Annotated in this window: 22 protein-coding genes; 8 read left to right on the forward strand and 14 right to left on the reverse strand. The window is 73.6% G+C overall.

Annotated features, from left to right (window positions below):
* Positions 1–77: 77 nt before the first annotated feature.
* The 5 genes from ACFPGP_RS18470 to ACFPGP_RS18490 all read right to left on the reverse strand — a co-directional run bounded on the left by ACFPGP_RS18470 (position 78) and on the right by ACFPGP_RS18490 (position 6,241).
* Positions 78–2,351 carry a M4 family metallopeptidase gene (locus tag ACFPGP_RS18470; RefSeq protein ID WP_378592363.1) on the reverse strand — a complete coding sequence of 758 codons (2,274 nt, stop codon included), beginning with the start codon at positions 2,349–2,351 and terminating at the stop codon, positions 78–80.
* 209 nt (positions 2,352–2,560) lie between these two features.
* Positions 2,561–3,736, reverse strand: a complete 1,176-nt coding sequence (locus ACFPGP_RS18475) for an acetyl-CoA C-acetyltransferase (protein WP_378592365.1) — start codon at positions 3,734–3,736, stop codon at positions 2,561–2,563.
* On the reverse strand, positions 3,729–4,307 hold the full coding sequence (locus tag ACFPGP_RS18480) for a TetR/AcrR family transcriptional regulator (RefSeq protein WP_378592367.1): 579 nt from the start codon (positions 4,305–4,307) through the stop codon (positions 3,729–3,731). The genes ACFPGP_RS18475 and ACFPGP_RS18480 overlap by 8 nt, the downstream gene beginning before the upstream one ends.
* Positions 4,304–5,107 (reverse strand): SDR family oxidoreductase, encoded by an 804-nt coding sequence (locus ACFPGP_RS18485; RefSeq protein ID WP_378592369.1) that lies wholly within the window; start codon positions 5,105–5,107, stop codon positions 4,304–4,306. The genes ACFPGP_RS18480 and ACFPGP_RS18485 overlap by 4 nt, the downstream gene beginning before the upstream one ends.
* A complete protein-coding gene (locus ACFPGP_RS18490) occupies positions 5,108–6,241 on the reverse strand; it encodes an acyl-CoA dehydrogenase family protein (protein WP_378592370.1) in 1,134 nt (377 codons plus the stop codon). It abuts the gene before it with no gap.
* A 38-nt stretch (positions 6,242–6,279) separates the two neighbouring features.
* Here ACFPGP_RS18490 and ACFPGP_RS18495 point away from each other — a divergent pair, with 38 nt between their 5' ends.
* Genes ACFPGP_RS18495 through ACFPGP_RS18515 form a run of 5 tightly spaced genes read left to right on the forward strand, consistent with a single transcriptional unit; the run spans position 6,280 to position 11,255 of the window.
* Complete coding sequence (locus tag ACFPGP_RS18495) at positions 6,280–7,812, forward strand: FadD3 family acyl-CoA ligase (RefSeq protein ID WP_378592371.1); 1,533 nt, start codon at positions 6,280–6,282, stop codon at positions 7,810–7,812.
* Positions 7,812–8,966: an acyl-CoA dehydrogenase family protein gene (locus ACFPGP_RS18500; RefSeq protein ID WP_378592372.1), complete on the forward strand. Its 1,155-nt coding sequence runs from the start codon at positions 7,812–7,814 to the stop codon at positions 8,964–8,966. The genes ACFPGP_RS18495 and ACFPGP_RS18500 overlap by 1 nt, the downstream gene beginning before the upstream one ends.
* Positions 8,963–9,871 (forward strand): acyl-CoA dehydrogenase family protein, encoded by a 909-nt coding sequence (locus tag ACFPGP_RS18505; protein ID WP_378592374.1) that lies wholly within the window; start codon positions 8,963–8,965, stop codon positions 9,869–9,871. Before ACFPGP_RS18500 ends, ACFPGP_RS18505 begins: the two co-directional genes overlap by 4 nt.
* Positions 9,871–10,845 (forward strand): acyl-CoA dehydrogenase family protein, encoded by a 975-nt coding sequence (locus ACFPGP_RS18510; protein ID WP_378592375.1) that lies wholly within the window; start codon positions 9,871–9,873, stop codon positions 10,843–10,845. Before ACFPGP_RS18505 ends, ACFPGP_RS18510 begins: the two co-directional genes overlap by 1 nt.
* 26 nt (positions 10,846–10,871) lie before the next feature.
* A complete protein-coding gene (locus ACFPGP_RS18515; RefSeq protein WP_378592377.1) occupies positions 10,872–11,255 on the forward strand; it encodes a cupin domain-containing protein in 384 nt (127 codons plus the stop codon).
* 39 nt (positions 11,256–11,294) lie between these two features.
* Here the strand turns inward: ACFPGP_RS18515 and ACFPGP_RS18520 are convergent, their stop codons facing one another.
* From ACFPGP_RS18520 to ACFPGP_RS18545, 6 genes are all read right to left on the reverse strand, one after another.
* Positions 11,295–11,960, reverse strand: coding sequence for a flavin reductase family protein (locus tag ACFPGP_RS18520; protein WP_378592378.1), 666 nt, complete (start codon positions 11,958–11,960; stop codon positions 11,295–11,297).
* A 14-nt stretch (positions 11,961–11,974) separates the two neighbouring features.
* Positions 11,975–12,874: an iron-dependent extradiol dioxygenase HsaC gene (hsaC, locus tag ACFPGP_RS18525; RefSeq protein WP_378592379.1), complete on the reverse strand. Its 900-nt coding sequence runs from the start codon at positions 12,872–12,874 to the stop codon at positions 11,975–11,977.
* Positions 12,871–13,770: a 4,5:9,10-diseco-3-hydroxy-5,9,17-trioxoandrosta-1(10),2-diene-4-oate hydrolase gene (gene hsaD, locus ACFPGP_RS18530; protein ID WP_378592380.1), complete on the reverse strand. Its 900-nt coding sequence runs from the start codon at positions 13,768–13,770 to the stop codon at positions 12,871–12,873. Before hsaD ends, hsaC begins: the two co-directional genes overlap by 4 nt.
* Positions 13,771–14,958 (reverse strand): 3-hydroxy-9,10-secoandrosta-1,3,5(10)-triene-9,17-dione monooxygenase oxygenase subunit, encoded by a 1,188-nt coding sequence (gene hsaA, locus ACFPGP_RS18535; protein WP_378592381.1) that lies wholly within the window; start codon positions 14,956–14,958, stop codon positions 13,771–13,773.
* 66 nt (positions 14,959–15,024) lie between these two features.
* On the reverse strand, positions 15,025–16,260 hold the full coding sequence (locus tag ACFPGP_RS18540; protein ID WP_378592382.1) for a DUF222 domain-containing protein: 1,236 nt from the start codon (positions 16,258–16,260) through the stop codon (positions 15,025–15,027).
* Between the two features lie 350 nt (positions 16,261–16,610).
* The gene (locus ACFPGP_RS18545) at positions 16,611–17,069 is read right to left on the reverse strand and encodes a hypothetical protein (RefSeq protein WP_378592383.1); all 459 of its coding nucleotides are present in this window, start codon (positions 17,067–17,069) and stop codon (positions 16,611–16,613) included.
* Between the two features lie 123 nt (positions 17,070–17,192).
* Between ACFPGP_RS18545 and ACFPGP_RS18550 the strand changes: the two genes are divergently transcribed.
* Positions 17,193–18,344, forward strand: a complete 1,152-nt coding sequence (locus tag ACFPGP_RS18550; RefSeq protein ID WP_378592384.1) for a Kelch repeat-containing protein — start codon at positions 17,193–17,195, stop codon at positions 18,342–18,344.
* 5 nt (positions 18,345–18,349) lie between these two features.
* On the opposite strand, the gene dmpG is transcribed toward ACFPGP_RS18550, so the two are convergent.
* Genes dmpG through ACFPGP_RS18565 form a run of 3 tightly spaced genes read right to left on the reverse strand, consistent with a single transcriptional unit; the run spans position 18,350 to position 21,188 of the window.
* Positions 18,350–19,441, reverse strand: coding sequence for a 4-hydroxy-2-oxovalerate aldolase (gene dmpG, locus ACFPGP_RS18555; RefSeq protein WP_378592385.1), 1,092 nt, complete (start codon positions 19,439–19,441; stop codon positions 18,350–18,352).
* Positions 19,438–20,379: an acetaldehyde dehydrogenase (acetylating) gene (locus ACFPGP_RS18560; protein WP_378592386.1), complete on the reverse strand. Its 942-nt coding sequence runs from the start codon at positions 20,377–20,379 to the stop codon at positions 19,438–19,440. Before ACFPGP_RS18560 ends, dmpG begins: the two co-directional genes overlap by 4 nt.
* Positions 20,380–20,393: 14 nt before the next feature.
* On the reverse strand, positions 20,394–21,188 hold the full coding sequence (locus tag ACFPGP_RS18565; protein WP_378592387.1) for a 2-keto-4-pentenoate hydratase: 795 nt from the start codon (positions 21,186–21,188) through the stop codon (positions 20,394–20,396).
* A gap of 35 nt (positions 21,189–21,223) precedes the next feature.
* Between ACFPGP_RS18565 and kstD the strand changes: the two genes are divergently transcribed.
* On the forward strand, positions 21,224–22,921 hold the full coding sequence (gene kstD, locus ACFPGP_RS18570) for a 3-oxosteroid 1-dehydrogenase (protein ID WP_378592388.1): 1,698 nt from the start codon (positions 21,224–21,226) through the stop codon (positions 22,919–22,921).
* A complete protein-coding gene (locus ACFPGP_RS18575; RefSeq protein WP_378592389.1) occupies positions 22,921–23,772 on the forward strand; it encodes a MaoC/PaaZ C-terminal domain-containing protein in 852 nt (283 codons plus the stop codon). The genes kstD and ACFPGP_RS18575 overlap by 1 nt, the downstream gene beginning before the upstream one ends.
* The last annotated feature ends 4 nt before the right edge of the window (positions 23,773–23,776 follow it).

The raw sequence follows: 23,776 nt of genomic DNA on the forward strand, positions 1-23,776 counted from the left end.
CCCGCGCGCCGGGCCTGACGCGACCGGCGGCCGCCACCCCCGTGGAGTGGCGGCCGCCGGCGACTGTCAGGACCCGGTCACCCCAGGGTGAGGGCCGTGTCGTCGATCACGAAGCTGGTCTGCAGCGAGCTGTCCTCGACGCCGCTGAAGCTGATCGTGACCGTCTGGCCCGCCAGCGACGAGACGTCGAAGGACCGCAGCGCGTACCCGGTGTTCCTGTTGAGGTTCGAGTACGTCGCGAGCGTGGTCGTGCCGGCCTTGACCGTGAGCTTGTCGTACGCCGTGGTCGTGGTCGTCTCGGCCGTGTCGATGTGCAGGTAGAAGCTCAACGTCGCGCGGCAACCGGCCGGGATCGACACCGACTGCGTCAGCGAGTCGGTGTGCGAGGAGCCGTAGCCGTCGAGCCAGGCCTTCCAGCTGCCCGAGCGGGCGGGCTGGCCGGTCGAGCTGTCGACCACGCCCGACGAGGCCGTCCACGGCGCGGCGGTGCCGGTCTCGAACCCGGGGTTGCCGAGCTTCTGGCCCGAGCAGCCGCCACTGGTGCCGCTGATCGTCCACGACACGGTGGCCGAGCCGGTCGCGCCGGTGGTGTCGCGCGCGGTCACCGTCGAGGAGAAGGTGCCCGCGGCGCTCGGCGTACCGGAGATGAGACCGGTCGAGCTGTTGATCGACAGGCCGGTCGGCAGTCCGGTGGCCGACCAGGTGAAGGTCTGGCCCGCCTGGCTGTCGGTCGCGGTCATCTGCACCGACTTCGCGGTGCCGACCGTGCCGGTCTGGCTGCCGGGGTTGTTCACCGTGACCGTGTTGCCCGAGGTCGAGCAGGTCGGGTCGGCGGTCTGCGCCGGCACGTTGACGGCGTTCCAGGCCGCCTTGACGGCGTTGAACTCCGCGCAGCTGCCCGGGTAGAGGTTCTTGGCCGCCGTGAGGGTCCACGTCCGGTACTTCAGGTACGACGAGCTGCTGGTCTTCATCAGCATCGCGTTGTACATGATCTTCGCGGCTGATCGGATGCCGATGCCCGCGACCGTCGAGCTGTTGCAGGTCGGGCTGGTCGGCTGGCCGTTGCTCGGGTTGCTGCCCTCGGCGAGCAGGTAGAACCAGTGGTTGCCCGGGCCGGCTGCCGCGTGCACCTCCTGGGTCGGGGTGCTCGAGGAGTAGCAGTTGTCGTCGCCGGCCAGCGAGGGGTTGTACATGTAGCGGATGGGGCCCGAGCCGACCAGGTCGACCATCTCGCCGACGGTGTAGTCGGGGGTGTCGACGGCGTTGTCGGCGTACCACTCGGTCATCGCGCCGAAGGTGTCGGCGACGAACTCCTGGGTCTTGCCGCCGGAGATGCCACCGGGCGTCGTGTCGTCGATGCCGTGCCCGAACTCGTGGGCCACGACGTCCATCTCGCCGATCCAGCGGCCGCCGGACTGGCTGTGCCCGATCTGGACCTGGGTGCCGTCGTAGTAGGCGTTGACGTCGTTGAGGCCGACGCGGATCGGCACCCAGCCACCGGAGCCGTTCATGCCGTTGCGGCCCAGCCAGGCCGACAGCATCTGCCGCTCCTTCTCGGCGGCCCAGAAGGCGTCGACGCAGCCGGTCTCCTTGCTCGTCGCCGAGCCGTTGCCCCACAGGTCGTCGGTGCCGGAGAACGTCGTGTTGGTCGCGGCGTCCTGGCAGACCATCGTGGTGGCGTTGGGGTTCTTCATCGAGTACGTCGAGCCCGACAGGGTCGTCGGGATCGTCACCGATCCGGCGTAGGCCGAGCTGCCGGTGCCCTCGACGACGTGCTCCTGGGTCTTCAGCACGCCGCCGTCGCGGGCATCGACGTACACGCTCAGGCGCGAGGGCGCGCCGTCACGGGTGCCGGTGACCAGGGTCTCCCAGGCGAGGTCGCTGTGACCGCGCTGGAGCACGACGAGCCGGGTGGCGCCGAGGGTGGCGTCGCGGACCAGGCGGGCCGACGTCGCCCGCGCGGCGTCCTTGCCGACGGTGGGCGTGACCGACCGCAGCGCGACCGCGCGGCGCTGCGCGACGGTGGTGCCGAGGATGGTGCCCTCGGCGTCGGTGGCGACCACGAAGTCGCCGCCCACGACGGGCAGGCCGCGGTAGGCCCGCTCGTAGGGGACGTAGCGCAGGCCGCCGGAGGCCAGGGTGTCCTGGGCCCGGAAGGTGTCGTGGCGGCTGGCGTGCAGGGCGGGGGGCGGATCGGCCACGAGGGCCCGGGCCGACTGCTCGGCGCGAGCCGAGCCGCCCGTCGGGGTGGTGGTCCGGTGGTCGGCGGCCTGGCTGCCGGTGGGCAGCGAGACCACGACCACGGCCGAGACGAGGGCTGCGGTGAAGCCCCCGGCGACGAGTCTTCTCACTCGACACTCCGTTCGGTACGGGTCCGCGCGCGGACCCGGTGTGGGTAGGGGTGGAGGCCCGCGAGGTGGAGCGCCGAGATCTGTCGGAGTGTCCGCCCGAGAAACTTGGACCGCGGGCAATGTGCGCCCGCGGGCTCCCGGTGGTCAACGAGGTCGCTGCCACAGGTTGTCGCATTGCACGAACCCGCAGAACGTCGCGCCCGGATGCGTCAGAGGCGCTCGATGATCGTGACGTTGGCCTGGCCGCCGCCCTCGCACATCGTCTGCAGGCCGTAGCGGCCGCCGGTGCGCTCGAGCTCGGCGAGCAGGGTGGCCATGATCCGGGTGCCGGTGGCGCCGATGGGGTGGCCGAGCGCGATCCCGCCGCCGTTGACGTTGACCTTGTCGTGCGGCACGTCGAGCTCCTGCATCCACGCCAGGACGACGGAGGCGAAGGCCTCGTTGCACTCGAAGAGGTCGATGTCGTCGACGGTGAGGCCGGTGCGCTCCAGCGCGTGCCGGGTGGCCCTGATCGGGCCGGTGAGCATCCAGACGGGGTCGTCGCCGCGCACCGAGAGGTGGTGCACGCGGGCGCGGGGCGTGAGCCCGTGCCCGGCCACGGCGCGCTCGGAGGCGACGAGCAGCGCGGACGACGCGTCGCAGATCTGCGAGGCCACCGCTGCGGTGATCCGGCCGCCCGGGGCCAGCGGCTCGAGCGCGGCCATCTTCTCCAGCGAGGTCTCGCGGGGGCACTGGTCGGTGTCGAACGTCGTGCCGTCGGCCAGCGGCACCGGCACCACCTCGCGCTCGAAGCGGCCCTCGGCGATCGCCGCCCGAGCCCGCTCGTGCGAGGCGAGCGCGAACTCCTCCATCGCCTCCCGGCCGATGTCCCAGCGCTCCGCGATCATCTCCGCGGAGCGGAACTGGCTGACCTCCTGGTCGCCGTAGCGGGCGCGCCAGCCCGGCGACTCCGCGAACGGCGTGGAGAAGCCGTACTCCTTCCCGACGAGCATGGCCGCGGAGATCGGGATCGCGCTCATGTTCTGCACCCCGCCGGCGACGACGAGGTCCTGGGTCCCCGACAGCACGCCCTGCGCGGCGAAGTGCACGGCCTGCTGCGACGACCCACACTGCCGGTCGATGGTCACGCCCGGCACGTGGTCGGGCAGCCCGGCCACCAGCCAGGCGGTGCGGGCGACGTCGCCGGCCTGGGAGCCGATGGTGTCGCAGCAGCCCAGGATCACGTCGTCGACGGCACCGGGGTCGACGCCCGTGCGCCCGACCAGCGCGGTCAGCACGTGGGCGGCCAGGTCGGCGGAGTGCACCCCGGCCAGCGCTCCCCCGCGCCTGCCGACCGGCGTGCGGACCGCGTCGACGATGTAGGCGTGCGGCGAGGCCTCAGGCATGGGCGATCCCGTCGAGGAGGATGGTCAGGTACTGGTCGGCGACCGTCTCGTGGGGGAGCCCGCCACCGGGGCGGTACCAGCGCACGGCCACCCAGACCGTGTCGCGGATGAAGCGGTAGACGAGCTCCACGTCGAGGTCGTCGCGCAGCGCCCCCGACGCCACGCCCTCGCGCAGCAGCGTCATCCACACCTCACGCGACTGCGCGTTGCGCTCGGCCAGGTAGCCGAACCGGTCGAGGGTGCCGAGCTGGTCGGCCTCGTTCTGGAAGATCGCGACCTCGGACCGGTGGTCGTGGATCGCGGCGAACGAGACCCGTACGGCACGCTCGAGCTTGGTGCGCGCGTCGTCGTCGCTGGCGAGGATCGCGTCGTACTCCCCGAAGAGCTCCTCCTGGAACGAGCGCAGGATCTCGTCGACCATCGACTCCTTGGAGTCGAAGTGGTGGTAGAGGCTGCCGGACAGGATGCCGGCGGCGTCGGCGATGTCGCGGACCGTGGTGTTGCGGTAGCCCCGCTCGGCGAACAGGCCGGCGGCGATGGCGAGCAGCTCCTCGCGTCGGGTCTCGCTCATGCGTGCTGGCTGCTCACGGACACGACCTCACCGGTGAGGTACGACGAGTAGCCGGACGCGAGGAACACCACCACGTTGGCGACCTCCCAGGGTTCAGCGGCGCGACCGAAGGCCTCGCGCCGCTCGAGCTCGGCCAGCAGGTCGGCGCTGGTGACCTTGGCCAGGAACGGGTGCATCGCCAGGCTCGGCGCGACCGCGTTGACGCGGATGCCGTGCGGGGCCAGGTCGAGCGCGGCGCAGCGGGTCAGCGCCATCACGCCGGCCTTGGCCGCGGCGTAGTGGGCCTGGCCCTCCTGCGCGCGCCAGCCGATCACCGAGGCGTTGTTGACGATCGTGCCGCCGCTACCGGCCGCGACCATGCGCCGGCCGGCGGCCCGCACGCAGCGGAAGGTGCCGGTCAGCGTGATGTCGAGGACCCGCGACCACTCCTCGTCGGTCATCTCGGTGATGCTCGCGGTGCCGCCGAGGCCGGCGTTGTTGACCATCACGTCGACCCCGCCGAGCTCGTCGGCCGCGTCGAGCAGGCGCCCGACCGCGGCCTCGTCGGTGACGTCGCAGAGCAGGCTGCGCACCCGGTCGGCGCCGAACTCGGCGGACAGCGCCTCCTGCGCCTCGCCCACCCGGCGCTCGTGGGTGTCACTGAGCACGACGGCGCGGGCACCCTCCTCGAGCGCGCGGCGGACGACCGCGGCGCCGATCCCGGCACCGGCGGCGGCGGTCACGACCACCACCCGGTCGGCGAGCAGGCCGTGGCCGGGCACGTACGCCGGCGGCGGCTGCGCTGGTCTGGTGGTGGTCACTCAGGCCCCCTTGGGCTCTCGCGGCAGGCCGAGGACTCTCTCGGCCAGGATGTTGCGCTGCACCTCGTCGCTCCCGCCGTAGATCGTGTCGGCGCGGGAGAAGAGGAAGAGCCGCTGCCACTCGTCGATCGCGTAGCCGTCGCCGACGACCAGGCCGTCGCGGCCGGCGACCTCCATCGCCGCCTCGCCGAGCCTGCGGTGCCACCCGGCCCACACCAGCTTGGCGATCGAGGCGGCGCCACCCGCGGCGTCCGAGCCGGACCCCGCCTCCGCGGCCGCCAGGCCGCGCAGCGCGTTGCTGTGCATGACGTCGAGCTCGACCTTGAGCCCGGCCAGGCGGTCGCGGACGACCGGGTCGTCGAGCGCGCCGTTGGCCCGGGCGCGGGCGACCGCGCCGTCGAGCTCGCGGGCGAAGCCGACCTGCTGGCCCAGCGTCGAGACGCCGCGCTCGAAACCCAGCAGGCCCATCGCCACGGCCCACCCCTGCCCCGGCTCGCCGACGACGAGGTCGACCGCGGTGCGGGCGCCGGTGAGGAAGACCTCGTTGAACTCCGCCCCGCCGGTGAGCTGCTCGATCGGCCGCACCTCGATGCCCGGCTGGTCGAGCGGCACCAGCAGGAACGACAGGCCGTGGTGGCGCTGCGATCCCGGCTCGGTGCGCGCGAGCACGAAGATCCAGTCCGCCTCGTGGGCGTGGGAGGTCCACACCTTCTGCCCGTCGACCACCCAGTCGCCACCGTCGATCCGGGCGCGGGTCTGCACGTTCGCGAGGTCGGAGCCGGCGCCCGGCTCGGAGTAGCCCTGGCACCACAGCTCCTCGACCGCCCGGATCGGCGGCAGGAACCGCTGCCGCTGCGCCGGTGTGCCGAAGGCGATGAGGGTCGGGCCGAGCAGCTCCTCGCCGAGGTGGTTGACCCGGGTCGGTGCGCCCGCGCGTGCGTACTCCTCGTGGAAGACCACCTGCTCGGCCAGCGACAGCCCGCGACCGCCGTGCTCGACCGGCCAGCCGACGCAGGTCCAGCCGTGCTCGGCCAGCAGCCGGTTCCAGGCGAGCGGGTCGAGGTCGGTGGGCAGGTGCGCCGCCAGCCACGCGCGCACCTCGGCGCGGAAGGCCTCGACCTCGGGAGCGTCCACGGTGCTACCCTACCAAGCAAATGCTTGGTTTGGACACGTTGCCCGCCCTCCTCCGTGCCGCCGCGGAGCGCTTCGGCGACCACCCGGCGTACGTCGACGGCCGGCGGACGCTGTCGTACGCCGAGCTCCACGCGCAGGTGCGCAACGCCGCCGAGACGCTCGTCGACCTGGGTCTCGAGCCCGGCGACCGGGTCGTCGTCTGGGGCCCCAACGGCATCGAGTGGGTGGTCGCCGCGCTGGCGACGACCTACGGCGGCGGGACGCTGGTGCCGGTCAACTCCCGCTACACGGCCACGGAGGTCGCCGACATCGTCGACCGCACCCGGGCCAGGGTCGTCTTCGTCGACGACGGCTTCCTCGGGCGCACCCAGGAGGACGACCTCGTGGCGGCCTCCGACCTCGGGTCGGTGCGGGCGGTGATCCTCTTCCGGACGCACCGCACGAAGGCCCGGATGACCGTCGACAGCATCGCGCAGGAGTGGCACCCCGACGTCGATCGCGCCGAGGCACGAGCCGATGCGGTCTCCCCCGACGACGTCGCCGACATCCTCTTCACCTCCGGCACCACCGGTCGCTCCAAGGGCGCGATGAGCGCGCACCGCCAGACGATCGGCGTCGCGCGGGCGTGGGCGGAGCTGGGCGGGGTGCGGCACGACGACCGCTACCTGGTGGTCAACCCGTTCTTCCACTCCTTCGGCTACAAGATCGGGATCGTGGTGGGGCTGCTCACCGGCGCGACGCTCTACCCGGTCCCGACCTTCGACGTCGCCGAGACCATGCGGATCGTCGAGCGGGAGCGGATCACGGTCTTCCCCGGTGCGCCCACGCTCTTCCAGTCGCTGCTGGCCGCCCCTGACCGTGCGGCCCACGACCTCTCCTCCCTGCGTCTCGCGGTCACCGGCGCCGCGGTGGTGCCGGTCGTGCTCATCGAGCGGATGCGCGCGCCCGCGCCCGAGGGGTTGGGGATCGACCAGGTGGTCACCGCGTTCGGCATGACCGAGGCCGTGGTCGCCACGATGTGCCGCCCCGACGACTCCGCCGAGACGGTCGCGACGACCTGCGGGCGCGCCGTACCCGGCATGGAGGCGCGGATCGCGGACCCCCGCGACGACGGCACCGGCGAGCTGCTGCTGCGCGGCGACTGGGTGATGCTCGGCTACCTCGACGACCCGGAGGCGACGGCGGAGGCGATCGACGCCGAGGGGTGGCTGCACACCGGCGACGTCGGCCGGCTCGACGAGCACGGCAACCTGACGGTCACCGACCGGCTCAAGGACATGTACATCTCCGGCGGCTTCAACGTCTACCCCGCCGAGGTCGAGCAGGCGCTGGCCCGGATGGAGGGCGTGACGGACGTCGCCGTCGTGGGCGTGCCCGACGAGCGGCTGGGCGAGGTCGGCAAGGCGTACGTCGTGGGCGACGTCGACCCGGAGGCCGTGGTCGCGTTCGCGCGGGGGCGGCTGGCCAACTTCAAGGTGCCGCGGTACGTCGAGTCGGTGGACGTGCTGCCCCGCAACCTGTCCGGGAAGGTCCTGAAGACCCGGCTGCGCGAGCGCGGGGGGCCGGGCTGATGGACCTCGACCTCTCCCCCGCCGAGCTGGCCTTCCGCGACGAGGCACGGGCCTGGCTGGCCGCGCACGTGCCCGCCGAGCCGCTGCCCTCGATGGACACCGCTGCCGGCTTCGAGGCCCACCGGGCCTGGGAGCGCGAGCTCGCCGACGCGCGCTGGTCGGTGGTCTCGTGGCCCGAGGAGCTCGGTGGCCGCGGCGCCTCGCTCGTGGAGTGGGTGCTCTTCGAGGAGGAGTACTTCCGCGCGGGGGCGCCGGGCCGGGTGTCGCAGAACGGGATCTTCCTGCTCGCGCCGATCCTCTTCGACCACGGGACCCCGGAGCAGCAGCGGCGCTTCCTCCCGCCGATGGGGCGCGGCGAGCAGGTGTGGGCCCAGGCCTGGTCCGAGCCCGAGGCCGGCTCCGACCTCGCCTCGCTGCGCTCGACCGCCCGCCGCGACGAGGCCCGCGGCGGCTGGGTGCTCGACGGGCAGAAGACCTGGTCGTCGCGGGCGTCGTTCGCGCACTGGGGCTTCGGGCTCTTCCGCAGCGACCCGACGGCCGAGCGGCACCGCGGGCTCACCTACTTCCTCTTCCCCCTCGACGCCCCGGGCGTGACCGTGCGCCCGATCGAGCAGCTCGACGGCGAGGTCGGCTTCGCCGAGCTCTTCCTCGAGGACGTCTTCGTGCCCGACTCCGACGTGCTCGGCGCGCCCGGCGACGGCTGGCGGGTCGCGATGAGCACGGCCGGCAACGAGCGCGGCCTCTCGCTGCGCTCCCCCGGCCGCTTCTGCGCCGCGGCGGACCGGCTGGTCGACCTGTGGCGGGTCCGGGGAGCGTCCGTGCCGTCGACGGCCGACAGCGTCGTCGACGCCTGGCTGCGCGCGCAGGCCTACCGGCTCTACACCTGGGGCACGGTCACCCGGCTGGCCGGCGGTGGCGACATCGGCGCGGCCGGCTCGGTGAACAAGGTCTTCTGGTCCGAGCTCGACATCGCCCTGCACGAGACCGCGCTCGAGCTGCTCGGGCCCGACGCGGAGCTCGCGTCGCCGTGGGTGGACGGCTACGTCTTCTCGCTCTCGGGGCCGATCTACGCCGGCACCAACGAGATCCAGCGCAACATCGTGGCCGAGCGGATCCTGGGCCTGCCGCGCGAACCGAAGGGTGCGGCGCGATGAGGTTCGAGCCCACCGCCGAGCAGCGCGACTACGCTGGCTCGCTCGACCGGCTGCTGGCGGCCGTCGACGTGCCGCGGGTGGCCCGCGCGTGGGCGGCCGGCGACCGGGCCCCCGGCCTGGCGCTGTGGGAGCGGCTGCTCGAGCAGGGCCTGGGCGCTCTCGCGCTCGAGGCGACGCCGGTCGAGGTCTGCGTGGGCTTCGAGGCACTCGGGCGCCACGGCGTCCCGGGCCCGTGGGTCGAGTCGGCCGCGTACCTGCCCGTGCTGCTCGGCCGCGAGCTGGACGGCCCCGGCTCCGTGGCGGTGCTCCCCCACGTGCCACGCGCCCTCGACGCCGACGTGGCCACGACGCTGCTCGTCGTCGACGGCGACCAGGCGCGGACGGCGACCGCGGGCGCGTCGCACGCCTCGGTCGACCCGGCGCGGCACCTGTACGACGTGGTCGTCGGCGACCCCGTGACCGTCGCGGGCTCACCGTCGGAGGCGTTCGACCTCGCGGTGCTCGCGGCCTCGGCGCAACTGCTCGGGCTGGGCGAGGCGCTGCTGGACGCGTCGGTCGTCCACGTGAAGCAGCGCCGGCAGTTCGGGCGCGAGATCGGCTCCTACCAGGCCGTCAAGCACCGGCTGGCCGACGTGCGGATCGGGCTCGACTTCGCGCGGCCCCTGCTGCAGGGCGCGGCCCTCGGCGAGGTGCCGGTGTCGGCGGCGAAGGTGGCGTGCGGGGACGCGGCGTACGCCGCCGCCCGCGCGGCTCTGCAGGTCCATGGCGCGATCGGCTACACCCGCGAGCTCGACCTGGGCCGCCGGATCCTCGCGGTGCGGGCGCTGGTCGGCGCCTGGGGCACGCCGGCGCACCACCGCGCCGCGCTCCTGGAGCACCTGTCGGCTCGGGCGGGAGCTCGCTGATGCAGCGCACCGACGAGCAGCAGGAGCTGGCAGCGACCCTGCGCAGCCTGCTCGACCGCCGGGCGGACAGCCGCGCCGTGCGCGCCGCGATCGCCGACGAGCACGGGTACGACGCCGACCTCTGGCGCACGCTGTGCCAGCAGGTCGGCGTGGCCGCGCTCGCCGTCCCCGAGGCGTACGACGGCGTGGGCGCCTCGCTGGCCGAGACCGCGGTGGCGCTCGAGGAGGTCGGCCGCTCGCTCGCGCCGTCCCCCCTGCTCGCGACGGCGGTGGCCACGGCGGCGCTGCTGCTCGAGGGGTCGGAAGCTCAGCGTGCGCAGCTGCTGCCCGCCATCGCGGCCGGCGCGACCGCGACGGTGGTCGTGGAGCCGCCGCTGGTGCTCGACCCCGCGGCCGACGTGGTGCTGGTGCCCGACGGTCCCGGGCTCGTGGTGACGGACGTGCGACCGGCGGCGCGGCAGGCCCTCGACCCCGCCCTGCAGCTCGGTCACCTCGACGTCGTGGCGGCGCCGTCGCAGGCCCTGACGCTCGTGGCGGCGGCGCTGACCACCGCCGTCCAGGTCGGCGTCGCGCAGCGCGGGCTCGACATGACCGTCGCCTACAGCCGCGAGCGCGTGCAGTTCGGTCGCCCGATCGGCTCCTTCCAGGCGCTCAAGCACCGGATGGCCGACCTGCTGGTGCTGGTCGAGATGTCGCGCTCCGCGTCGTGGGCCGCGACCGCGGCCGCCGCGGCCTACGTCTCGGCGGAGCCGGCCGACCGACCCGCGCTGCGCGAGCCCCTCGCCGCCCGGGCCCACGCCGCCAAGGCCTACTGCTCGCAGGCGTGCGCGGTCGTCGCCGGCGAGACCGTGCAGCTGCACGGCGGCATCGCGATCACCTGGGAGCACGACGCCCACCTCGTGCTCAAGCGGGCGCACGCCCTGGGCCAGCTCTTCGGCTCCGCACGCGAGCACCGCGCGGCCGTCGCGCTCTGAGGGCGCCCGGTGGCAGGCTGGCGTCCGTGAACCCGCCCGTGCGCGTCTACCGACCCGGTGACCTCGTCGCCGCCGACCCGACGCCCGGCATGCACCGCGAGCTCGCCTTCGAGCTCGGCGTGCTGTGGGCCGGCCGCGTCACCACGGCGCCGGGCGCGGTCTCGGGGTGGCACCACCACGAGCGCAACGAGACCAGCCTCTACGTCGTGTCCGGGATCCTGCGGCTCGAGTTCGAGGGCTTCGACGGCGCTCTCGACGCCGGCCCGGGCGACTTCGTGCACGTGCCCGCCTGGACGGTCCACCGCGAGAGCAACCCGACCGACGAGCCCTCCGTCGCGGTGATCGCCCGCGCCGGCGGCGGCACGCCGACCGTCAACGTCGACCACCCGCCGGCTCCCCACGACGCCTGAGGATCGCGGTGGGTGACCGGGGTCGGTCGCAGCACGCGCTCAGCCCGCGGTGCGGTACTGCCCCCGGAAGAAGAGCAGCGGGTGCTCGGAGTCGGCCTCGGCGAGGTCGAGCACGCGTCCGATCACGACGTAGTGGTCGCCGGCCTCCACGACCTGGTGGATGGCGCAGTCGACGTAGCCCAGCACGCCCTCGAGCAGCGGCGAGCCGGTGGCCTCCGAGGGACGCCACGCGACGTCGGCGAACTTGTCGACCCCCCGGCTGGCCATGGTGTTCGACAGCTCGGCCTGGTCGTGGGCCAGGAAGTTAACGCAGAACTTGCCCGCCCGGTGGATCAGCGGCCACGCCCGCGACGTCTTGGCGGGCACGAAGAGCACCAGCGGTGGGTCGAGCGAGACGCTCGAGAACGACTGGCAGGTCAGGCCGACGGGCTCGCCCGCACTGGTGCCGGTCACCACGGTCACCCCGGAGGCGAAGCGCGACAGCACGTCCCGGAAGTGCCGGGCCCGCGCGACCGCCGCGGGGTCGTCCGGGTGGACCTCGGTGACCTCGCCGGGGCGCCACTCGAAGTCGAAGTCGGCGTCACCCAGCCAGGAGCTGATCAGCTCGGGGCTGGGCCAGGTCTCGCGGGCGTCGGGGCTCATCCCCTCGGGGATCGAGAGGTCTCGCGGGTCCGGGGTCGGCGGGACTCCCTCGGACGACGGCATGGCCCCCACGCTAGTCACCCCGAGCCGACGCCGAAGTCGTGGCCCCAGTAGGAGACCGCGGTCGACTCGCGGGCCACCCAGCGGCTGTCGTCGACCTGCAGGCCGTCGGTGCCGAGCTCCACGTCGAAGCCGCCGGGCGAGCGCACGTAGAACGAGACCATCTCGTCGTTCATGTGACGCCCGAGCGTCGCCGAGAGGGGGGCGCCGTACCTGCGCACCCGCTCGAGGGCGCGGCCGACGTCGTCGAGCCGGTCGACCTCGAGCATGATGTGCACGCACCGCGCCGGGTTGGGCATCGGCAGGAAGGCGAGCGAGTGGTGGCGGGGGTTCACCCCGAGGAACCGCAGCCACACCTTCGACCCCGGCTCCTTGCCGACGAACTCCCCCGGCATGCTCATCGAGTCGCGCAGCCGGAAGCCGAGCACGTCGGTGTAGAAGCGCAGCGCCTCCACGTCGTCGTCCACCGGCACCACGATGTGGCCCATGCCCTGGTCGCCCGTCACGAACGTCGCGGCGTACGGCGTCACCACCGGCCGCGACTCGTAGGTGATGCCGTGGAAGAGCTCGAAGACGTTGTCCCACGGGTCGCGGAACCGGACCATCTCCTGCACCCGGCGGTCCTCGAGCTCCTCGCGGGTGCCGTCCTCGACGGCGACGCCGGCCTTCTCGAGGTGCTCGCGGGCGTCCTGGAGCGCGCGGTGGTCGGCGACCTCCCAGCCGGTGGCCTCGAGCCGGTCGACCTCGGCGGGCACCACGACCAGCCGCGCGGAGACCTGGTCGATGCGCCAGTACTGGTGGTCGGGGTGGGGGCCGCGCCCCTCGGCCAGGCCGAGCACCTTGCCCGCGAAGGTCCGCCACTGCCCCGGGTCGGTGCTGGCTACCCGGACGTAGCCCATGCTCCGGATGTCGATCACGAACCGGTCCTCTCGACGTGACGGGCGAGGAAGGCCGTGCTGATCTCGCGGAACTCCTCGGCGGCCTCGATCTGCGCCCAGTGGCCGCAGCGGCCGAAGACGTGCAGCTGGGCCTTCGGGATCAGCTTGAGCGCGACCAGCGCGCCGTCGAGCGGGTTGACGCGGTCTTCTCGGCCCCAGGTGAGCAGGGTGTGCTGGCGGAGACGGTGCGCCTCGCGCCAGAGCATGCCGTCCTCGGCGGTCTCGGGATTCCAGAACGACATGCCCATCGAGGCCATCGCCTCACGCGCCCCGGGGGCGGTGGCGTCGGCGAAGCGCTCCTCGACCAGCTCCTCGGTCACCAGCGACTGGTCGACCACCATCGTCGAGATGAAGGCACGCAGCCGCTCGCGGGTCGGGTCGCCGGCGAAGTCCATCAGCCGCTGGACCCCCTCGGTCGGGTCGGCGTGGAAGACGTTGAGCGACAGGCCGCCCGGGCCCATCAGCACCAGCCGCCCGACGCGGCCGGGGTGCTCGAGCGCCAGCCGCATCGCCGTACCGCCGCCGAGGCTGTTGCCGAGCAGGTGGACCCGCTCGAGGCCGAGCTCGTCGAGCAGGGCGACCACGAGGTCGGCCGCGAACCGGTAGTAGTTGCCGACCACCGGCGGCTTGTCGGAGGCGCCGAAGCCCGGCTGGTCGACCAGGAGCGTCCGGAAGTCGTGGGCGAACCCGGGCAGGGCGCGACCGAAGTTCGACCACGCGCTCGCGCCCGGGCCGCCGCCGTGCAGCATCACCAGCGGCAGCCCGCCGCCGAGGCCGGACGGCTCCCCGGCCTCGTGCCAGCTCAGCGAGACCTCGCCGGCCGCCTCGGTCTTGACCCGGGCGGTACGGCGCGTGGACTCCCTCGTCAGCGTCACTCAGTACATCCCCGGGTCGACCTTGTGCCCGAACTCGTGCGCGCCGTACATCTGCAGGGCGCGCTCGGGGTCGTTGGCGGCGTGCACGCGACCGGCGTGGGCGTCGCGCCAGGCCCGCTGGAGGTAGGTGCCCTCGGCCAGCGCCCGACCGCCGGAGGCCTCGAACAGCGCGTCGATCGCGTCGATCGCCCGCTGGGTGCCGAGGACCTGGTCGCGGCGGACCTTGAGCCGCAGCGCGAGCGGGATCTTCTCCCCGCGGGCGACGTGCTCCTGCTCCTCGCGGATGTTGTTGACCAGCAGCGCCCAGGCGGCGTCGATCTCCGAGGACGCTCGGGCGATGCGCACGGCCGCGAACGGGTCGAGGCTCGCCTTCTCCCCCAGGTACGCCGCGCGCACCCGCTTCTGCTGCATCTCGACGTGCTCGGCGTACGCGCCCCTCGCCATGCCGACGATCGGCGTGGTGATGGTCCCGGTGAAGATCGAGTGGAAGGGGAGCTTGTAGAGGTCAGAGGTGTTCTGCTCCTGGCCGGGGCCGAAGCAGCGACCGGTGTCGCTCATGCTGAGCGTGAACGCCTCGGGCACGAAGACCTCGTCGACGACGATGTCGTTGGACCCGGTGCCGCGCAGTCCGACGACGTTCCAGACGTCGACGATCTGGTAGTGCTCGCGGGGCACCATGAACGTCTTGAAGTCCACGACCTGTCCGTCGGTGTTGAAGACGAGCCCGCCGAGCAGGACCCACGAGCAGTGGTCGCAGCCGGAGGAGAAGCTCCACCTGCCCGACAGCGTGTAGCCGCCGTCGGTGACGACCGCCTTGCCGGTCGGGGCGTACGACGACGACAGCCGGGTCGCAGTGTCGTGGCCCCAGACCGCCTGCTGCGCCTCGTCGGCGAAGAGCGCGACCTGCCACGGGTGGACGCCGACCACGCTGGCGACCCAGCCGGTCGAGCCGCACGCGGAGGAGATGTCGCGGACGGCCGTGTAGAAGGTCACCGGGTCCGCCTCGAGCCCGTCGAAGCGCCGCGGCTGGAGCAGCCGGAAGAAGCCCGTCTCCTCGAGCTCCTTCACCGAGGCCTCGGGGACGACGCGGAGCCGCTCGGCCTCGTCGGCGCGGTCGCGGAACGTCGGCAGCAGGTCGCGGACGCCGTCGAGCACGGCTCTGGCGTCGGAGACGTCGGTCACCGGCATGGGGATCTCCTGTCGTGGTGCGGGCACGGCAATACTAGAACACGTTCTCGTTTTGGCGGTAGTCCCTCACGTCCGCCGGTGGAACTGCACCCTCCGCCCGAGCCGGCTGGTGACGTAGCGCCGGTCGTGGGCGCGGTGGTGGTGGAAGCTGCACAGCAGCAGCCCGTCGGCCAGGTCGGTGGCCCCGCCCGCCACCCACGGGGCGCCCGCGTGGTGGGCCTCGCACCAGGCCGCCGGGATGTCGCAGCCCCGGGCGCGACAGGTGCGGTCGCGCACCGCCAGCGCCTTGCGCTGGGACGGCGAGAAGAGGCGACGTGACCGGCCGAGGTCGAGCACCTCGGAGTCGCCGCCGAGCACCATCGGGAGCACGTGCGCGGTGCAGGCCAGCCGCCGCGCCTCCCCCGCACTGACGGGCTGGTCGCCGACGAGCGCGGTGCCGAGCCCGGTCGCGAGCGCCTCGTGCTCCACGGTCACGACGACGGTCGTGGCGTCGCCGCCGTGCAACGGCAGCCGACTGGTGTCGACGGACTCCAGGAAGGCGCCGAAGGCGTGTCCCAGGCGGACGTCGTACCGCTGCCGGCTGGCGCCGTCGGTCGTGGCCGCGCGCCGCGGCGAGGAGAAGGCGTGCAGGTAGGTGAGCAGGCGGTCGGCCACCCCGTCGGCGACCCGTGCGCGGATCTCGGTCGTGCCATCGCCCCGCCGACGGGTCGTCAGGCTGGTCAGGCGGGCCGCCAGCGCCTCCTCGCGCTCGAGGAGGAGCAGCTCGTGGCGCTCGCCGACCTCGGGGGCGACGACGTCGAGCACCCGGCGGCCCATCATCCGGAGCTCCGAGGGCGCGAAGGTGCCGGACTCCGCGACGAGGTGCGCCTCGGCCCGGTCGGCCACGCCGGGCGGCAGGTCGGTCGGCAGGTCGTCCAGCGCCCGCACGACGACCTCGGCCTGCGCGAGGCTCATCGTCCCCGCCCGCACCGCGCGGGCCACCCCGCCCCACCGCCGGACCAGCGCCTCCGCCAACCGCTGGTCGGCTCGTGCCTGTCGCCGGTCGAGCCCGACCTCGGCGGCCACCCACGTCGCGGCGTCGCGGGACCCGTGCTCCGCCGCCACGTCGCCCGCGGCTGCGAGCACCCGCAGCCGCAGCTCGGCCAGCCGGTCGCCCAGCCGGCTCAGGCCGACCAGCGCGGCCTCCGTGTGCGCGGTGGTCAGGAAGGACGGATCGACGTCGGCTGCCCTGCCCAGCAGCGCGTCGAGCTCGTCGACCAGCGCGAGCACCGGGTGCGACGGCGGGCAGGAGAGCAGGGACATGGACGGGCCTCAGCAGAACGAGTCGACAAGACGAATCGCCCGGGGCTGTGCCGGGTCCACCACGTACGGAAGACAGTGCGCCTCGTGGGCGAAGCCGCCGCTTCCGGCGATCTGGACTGTCTCTGTCCATATTCAAACATACTTTCGGATACTGCGCAAGGTGTCACAGCTGCTTGACCGTGAACAGCCTGGTGCCGCGCTGCGGGTCCGCCTCCGTGCGCCCCGTCTCCTCGAACCCCAGCCGCGTCAGCCTCGGGCGCGCAGCCCCGCCCCCAGGCCCGGCGCAGCAGCTCGAACGCCAGCTCCGGCTCCTCCTCCCGACCCTCGCCGCGGCCGCGGCGGGCGTCGCCTCAGGGCCGCACGGCCCAGGTCTGGACGAGGGTGAAGGTCAGTCCGCGCCGTTCCGGATCGCTCAGCTCGGCCTCGACCTCGGCCAGCAGCGCGTCGAGCTCGGGCTCCGCGACCTCCTCCAGCAGTCGTGGCCGCAACGACGCCGCGAACTGCAGCGGCAACCGGAGATAGGGGTGTCCGGGTTCGAGGGCGACGATGTCCGCCCGCAGGGCGGGCTCCAGACCAGCGGCCCGCAGCAGGTCGAACGTCACGCGCCCCGCGTCGAAGTCGCCGCCAGCTGACCGGAAGGCCCGCAGGATCAGCGCGACCAGTCGCCGCGCCGCGGGCGCGTCGGGCGAGAAGGTCCAGGAGGCCGTGTCCGGGTCCTCCAGTGCCAGGATCCCGCCCGGTGCCACGAGACGCGACTGCAGCTGGAGGCGGTCCAGCTCACTCAGCTGCCCGGCCATCAGGTACGCCACGCAGGGATCATCGGGCGACCGGTCGCGCTCGTCCACAGCGGCACCTGCACGACGGAACGGATCCGACGCCCCGCCCGTCGGACCGGTATGGGGACCCCTCGCGCGACAGCCACGGGCAGCGTCGTGGTCCTCCTGGCATCCGTCGCGCTCTCCGCCACCGGCTGCGGGGCGGGCGACGACAGCTCCGGGGCCCGCGCGACCGGCGCCTGGCACACGCTGCCCGAGGCGCCGCTGTCGCCGCGCGACGACGCGGTCGTCGTGGGGGTCGGAGGCCAGGTGCTCGTGGTCGGCGGGTGGGAGTTCCTCTGCCCGCCCATGGCCGACTGTGCCCTGCCGGAGGCGCCGCTGCTCGACGACGGCGCCGTCTACGACCCGGCCGCCGACGCGTGGCGCCCGATCAGCCCGCCACCGTTCGGGGTCCGGGCGACGTCGCACGACACCACTGCGGTCGGCGACACGGCGTACCTGCTGACCGGCTGTGCCGCGGGGCCGGACTGCGGCGGCCCGTTGCGGCTCCTGTCGTACGACCTCACCGCGGACCGGTGGGACGACCGCGGCCGCGTGCCCGGCGACGAGCGCTACCGCCAGGTCACCGCCGCCGGGCGCGACCTCGTGGTCTACGCGGGGAGCGACGAGCACGGCGAGGTTCCCGACCTGGCCTACGACCCCGCGCGGTCGTCCTGGAGCCGGCTGCCGGACGACCCGCTGCCGCGCACCTTCGACCGCTTCGTCGTGCCGGTCGGCGACCAGCTCGTGCTGGCCGGTTCCCCCACCGCCGGGGTCGACGCCGGGAAGAACCCGCCGAAGCTCGCCGCGCGGTACGACCTCGGCCACGAGGCGTGGACCAGGCTCCCTGACGCGCCCGGACCGGGCTACCAGCTGTTCCCCGGAGACGGCGGCCCGGTGCTCGACGGGCACTTCGGTGAGTCGCCCGGCTGGGTCCTCGACCCCGGTACCTGGACCTGGTCGCCGCTCCCCGACGAGGGCGGTGGCCACGACAACGTCAGTGGCGTCCTCGAGCGGGACGGCGCCGTCTACGACCTCCCGGGCAGCGCCGGCTCGGTGGCCTCGGGCGATGTGTACGTCTACGACAGCACCGCCCTGACCTTCGTGGCGGTGCCGGCGCCGCCCGACCGCGAGGACGTGTACGACGACTCCAGCACCGCGCTGGGTCGGGACCTCGTCGTCTTCGGCGGGCAACGCTGGAGCGGCGGCGGAGCCGGGGACGGCGAGCTCGTGGCCGACGCCCGGCTGTGGACGGCGCCGGCCCGCTGACGCCCTCAGGAGTTGGCGGCCTCCTTGTCGGCCTCGGCCCTCAGCATCAGCGCGATGTCGATCAGCTGGTCCTCCTGCCCCCCGATCAGCTTGCGGCGGCCCGCCTCGAGCAGGATCTGCGCACCCGAGACCCCGTAGCGCTCGGCAGCGTTGCCGGCGTGCTTGAGGAAGGAGGAGTAGACGCCGGCGTAGCCCATCATCAGCGTCATCCGGTCGAGCCGGCACTCCTCCGGCATGGCAGGACGGATGACGTCCTCGGAGGCGTCGACGACCTGCAGGAAGTCGACCCCGGTGCGCCAGCCGAGCTTGTCGCAGACGCCGATGAAGGCCTCGAGCGGGGTGTTGCCGGCGCCGGCGCCGAAGCGGCGCACCGACCCATCGATCTGGGTGGCGCCGGCCCGGGCCGCGATCACGGTGTTGGCGACGCCGAGCCCGAGGTTCTCGTGGCCGTGGAAGCCGACGTCCGCGACGTCCCCGATCTCGGCCACCAGGGCAGCCACCCGGTCGGCGGTCTGCTCCATCACCAGGGCACCGGCGGAATCGACGACGTAGACGCACTGGCAGCCGGCGTCGACCATGATCCGTGCCTGCCTCGCCAGCACCTCGGGCGGCTGGGTGTGGCTCATCATCAGGAAACCCACGGTCTCCAGCCCGAGCTCGCGGGCCAGCCCGAAGTGCTGCACCGACACGTCGGCCTCGGTGCAGTGGGTGGCGATCCGGCAGATCTGGCCGCCGTTGTCCTGCGCGGCCCGGATGTCGTCCTTGGTGCCGACGCCGGGCAGCATCAGGAAGGCGATCCGGGCGCGCGTCGCGGTCTCGGCGGCGATCCGGATCAGCTCCTGCTCCGGCGTCCGCGAGAAGCCGTAGTTGAACGACGACCCGCCGAGCCCGTCGCCGTGGGTCACCTCGATCACCGGGATGCCGGAGGCGTCGAGCGCCCCGACGATGTCGCGCACCTCCTGCGCCGTGAACTGGTGCCGCTTGTGGTGCGACCCGTCGCGCAGGCAGGTGTCGGTCAGTCGGAGGTCGAGGTCGCCCCACGGCTCGTCGCCGTGGGCGCCCGACCAGGTGCGGGCCAGGGTGTCCAGGTCGGTCATCGTGCTGCCTCCGTGGTCTCGACGAGCTCGACCGACGGGGCGAGCGACCGGGCCATCGACTCGCCCACGCGAGCGGCCGCGGCGGTCATGATGTCGAGGTTCCCGGCGTACGGCGGCAGGTAGTCGCCGGCGCCCTCGACCTCGACGAAGACCGAGACCTTGAGCCTCCCCCGCGTCGCCTCCGACGGCTCGTCGACCTGCGGCTCCTGCAGCAGGCGGTAGCCCGGGACGTACTCCTGCACCGCCCGCTCCATCTCCAGCACCGACGCGACGATCGCGTCGCGGTCGGCGTCGGGGTCGACCGCGCAGAAGATCGTGTCGCGCATGATCATCGGCGGCTCGGCCGGGTTGAGGATGATGATCGCCTTGCCCTGCGCGGCGCCGCCGATCCGCTCGACGCCGGCGGCCGTCGTGCGGGTGAACTCGTCGATGTTCGCCCGCGTGCCGGGGCCGGCCGAGACCGAGGAGACCGAGGCGACGATCTCGGCGTACGACACCGGCGTCACCCGCGCGACCGCGGCCACCATCGGGATCGTGGCCTGGCCACCGCAGGTGATCATGTTGACGTTGGGCGCGTCGAGGTGCGCCTCACCGTTGACCGACGGGATCACGGCCGGTCCCACGGCCGCGGGCGTGAGGTCGACCGCGCGGATCCCGGCCTCCTCGTAGCGCGGGGCGTACTCGCGGTGCACGTACGCCGAGGTGGCCTCGAAGACCAGGTCCGGGAGCTCGTCCTGCTTCAGCAGCCAGTCCACCCCTTCGTGGCTGACCTCGAGGCCGTGCTCGGCGGCGAGCCGCAGGCCCTCGGAGGTGGGGTCGACGCCGATCATCCAGCGCGGCTCGACCGGCCCGCCCGCCTCGGCGCTGCGAAGCAGCTTGTACATGAGGTCGGTGCCGATGTTGCCCGGCCCGACGATCGCGGCAGTTGCCCTGGTCATCCCTGCTCCTCGCCTCACTGGTGGAAGGTGACTGAGAGCGGCGCGAAGCCGCTGATGGAGGCGACCACCTCGTCGCCGGCCGCGAACGGCACGAACGGCCCCAGCGCGCCCGACAGCACGACCTGTCCTGCCCGCAGCGGGTCGCCGAAGCGCTGCGCCTGCACGGCGAGCCAGCGCAGCGCCAGCAGCGGGTCGCCGAGGCACGCGGCGCCGGTGCCCGACGACCGCACCGCGCCGCCGATGCGCAGCTCCATCTCGACGTCGCGCGGCTCGAGCTCCGCGAGCGACCGCCCGCCGCGGCCCACGACGTAGAGGCCGCTGGAGGCGTTGTCGGCGACGGTGTCGGTGAAGCCGATGTCCCAGTCCGCGATCCGCGAGTCCACGATCTCCAGCGCCGGCAGGGCGACCTCGACGCACCCGCGCACCGCCTCGACGGTGAGCTCCTCCTCGGGCAGGTCGACGTCGCGCGCGAGCACGAACGCCACCTCAGCCTCCACCCGCGGCTGCACCAGGGTGGCCATCGACACGGGGTCGTCGTCGCTGACGTCCATGTCGTCGAGCAGGTAGCCGAAGTCGGGCTGGTCGACCCCGAGCTGGTCCTGGACCGCCTTCGACGTGGCACCGATCTTGCGTCCGACCACCCGGGCGCCGGCAGCGAGGCGCCGTTCCACCAGGCCGCGCTGCACGGCGTACGCCGCGGCGAGGTCGTCGGTGCCGATCAGGTCGCGCACGGGCGGGCAGGGGTGGCGCGTCTCCCGGGCACGCGCGAGGCGCTCCACCGCGGCCTGCACGACCTCCTGGGACAGCATGGCCGGGATTCTAGAACCTGTTACAGTTTTGCGCTATGCGCGGCCCCCTCCCCGGACACCTCACCGGCGCCCTCCCGGCTGCCGTGGACGTCGTGGTCGTGGGGGCCGGCGGCGCCGGCATGGCCGCCGCGCTGGCCGCCGCGCACCGGGGCCTGGGCACCGTCGTGCTCGAGAAGAGCCCGTGGTTCGGGGGGTCGACCGCCCGCAGCGGCGGCGGCGTGTGGATCCCCGGCAACTACGCCCTGCGCGCGGCCGGCCAGGTGGACGCCGACGACGCCGAGCGCAGCCGCGAGTACCTCGACGCGATCGTCGGGGACGTCGTGCCGAAGGCCCGCCGCGACACCTACCTCGCCCGCGGGCCCGAGGTCATGGACTTCATCCGCGAGAACACCCCGGTGCGCTTCGCGTGGGTGCCCGAGTACGCCGACTACCACCCCGAGCGACCGGGCGGGCGGCTCCGCGGGCGCAGCGTGGAGCCCGTGCCGATGGACGCGCGCTTCCTCGGCGACGAGCTCGAGCGGCTGCACCCGCCGTACACCAAGGCGCCGGCGAACCTGATCGTCACCCAGGCCGACTTCCGCAGGATCAGCCTCGGCCTGCGCACCTGGCGGGGCCCGGTGACCATGGCCAGGGTGCTCGTGAAGCGCATGGTCAGCCTGCTGCGGGGGCAGCGGATGTACGCCATGGGCAACGCGCTCGCGATCGGGCTGCGCCAGGGTCTCGTCGACGCCGGGGTCCCGGTGGTCTACGAGGCCGAGCTGACCGACCTGGTGATCGAGGACGGCCGGGTCGTCGGGGTGCGCGTGCGCCACGACGGGCAGGATCACACGGTCCGCGCGCGCCGCGGCGTCGTCCTCGGCAGCGGCGGCTTCGAGAAGAACCTCGAGCTCCGCGAGAAGCACCAGCCCCGACCGACATCGGTCGACTGGACGACGGGCTCGGTCAACAACACCGGGGGCGGCGTGCTCGCCGGCATCGCGGCCGGCGCGGCGACGGACCTCATGGACGACGCCTGGTGGGGGCCGACCATCCCGCTGCCCTCGGGTCCGTGGTTCTGCCTCGCCGAGCGCAACCTGCCCGGCTCGATCATCGTCAACCAGGCCGGCCGCCGCTTCATGAACGAGGCGCTCCCCTACGTCGAGGCGGTGCACGCGATCTACGAGGGCGAGGCCTCGGGTGTCCCCCACGTGCCCGCCTGGATGGTCGTCGACCAGCGCTACCGCAACCGCTACCTCTTCGCGGGGCTCTCACCGCGCCAGCCCTTCCCGGGCCACTGGTACAAGTTCGGCACCGTCCGCAAGGGCGCGACGCTGGCCGAGCTCGCCGCCGAGATCGGGGTTCCGCCCGGGGCGCTCGAGGAGACCGTCGCGCGCTTCAACGGCTTCGCCGAGACCGGCGTCGACGAGGACTTCCACCGCGGCGAGAGCGGCTACGACCTCTACTACTCCGACCCGACCGTGAAGCCCAACCCCTCGCTGCACCGCATCGACCAGGGGCCCTTCTACGCGATCCGGATCGTCCCCGGCGACCTCGGCACCAAGGGCGGCCTCGTCACCGACGAGCGGGCGCGCGTGCTGCGCCCCGACGGGTCGGTCGTGCCCGGCCTGTACGCCGCCGGCAACGTCTCCTCGGCGGTGATGGGGCGGACCTACGCCGGGCCCGGCGCGACGATCGGCCCCGCGCTGGTGTTCGGGTACCTCGCGGCCGAGGACATCGCGGAGGGCACCGCCTGATGCCGATCGACCCGACCGTCGCCGTCGGCGCGCAGCTGCCCGACCGCACGTTCTCGTGGTCCGAGAGCGACGTCCTGCTTTACCACCTCGCCATCGGCGCCACCGACCTGCACTGGACCCTGGAGACCGCCGGGCTCCAGGTGCTGCCGTCGTTCGGCGTCGTGGCGCCGACGTTCCACGAGACCGACCCGCCGCCCCTCGACCTGCCCGGCTGCGACATCGACCTCGCGCAGGTCGTGCACGGAGCCCAGGAGGTCCGGGTCGCCGGGCCGCTGCCGACCTCGGGCGCAGCGACGCTGCGCACGCGGATCACCGACGTGTGGGACAAGGGCAGGGCGGCCGTGATCTGGCAGGAGGGTGTCGCCACCGACGCCGCCGGCCAGCAGCTGTGGACCGTGCGCTCCTCGATCTTTGTACGGGGCGAGGGCGGCTGGGGCGGTGACCGCGGCGGATCGTCCCCGGTGGAGGTTCGCGACCGCGCGCCGGACAGCGACACGACGTACGACGTGACCCCGCAGCAGGCGCTGCTCTACCGCCTCTGCGGCGACCGCAACCCGCTGCACGCCGACCCGGCGTTCGCACGGGCCGCCGGCTTCCCGGCCCCGATCCTGCACGGCCTCTGCTCCTGGGGAATCGCGCTCCGCACGCTGACCGAGGACCTCCTCGACGGCGACGCGGCCGCCGTCGGCGGTTTCGCGGCGCGGTTCGCGGGCGTGCTCTTCCCCGGCGAGACGCTGCGGGTGCGCGGCTGGCACGAGGACGACCGGGTGGTCGCCGACGCCACCGTCGCCGGCGGCGAGCGCGACGGAGCGCCCGTGCTCGCCGACTGCGTGCTCGTCCGTCAGGGCTGAGGAA

The sequence above is a fragment of the Nocardioides taihuensis genome (assembly GCF_042657275.1).
GTDB lineage: Bacteria > Actinomycetota > Actinomycetes > Propionibacteriales > Nocardioidaceae > Nocardioides > Nocardioides taihuensis.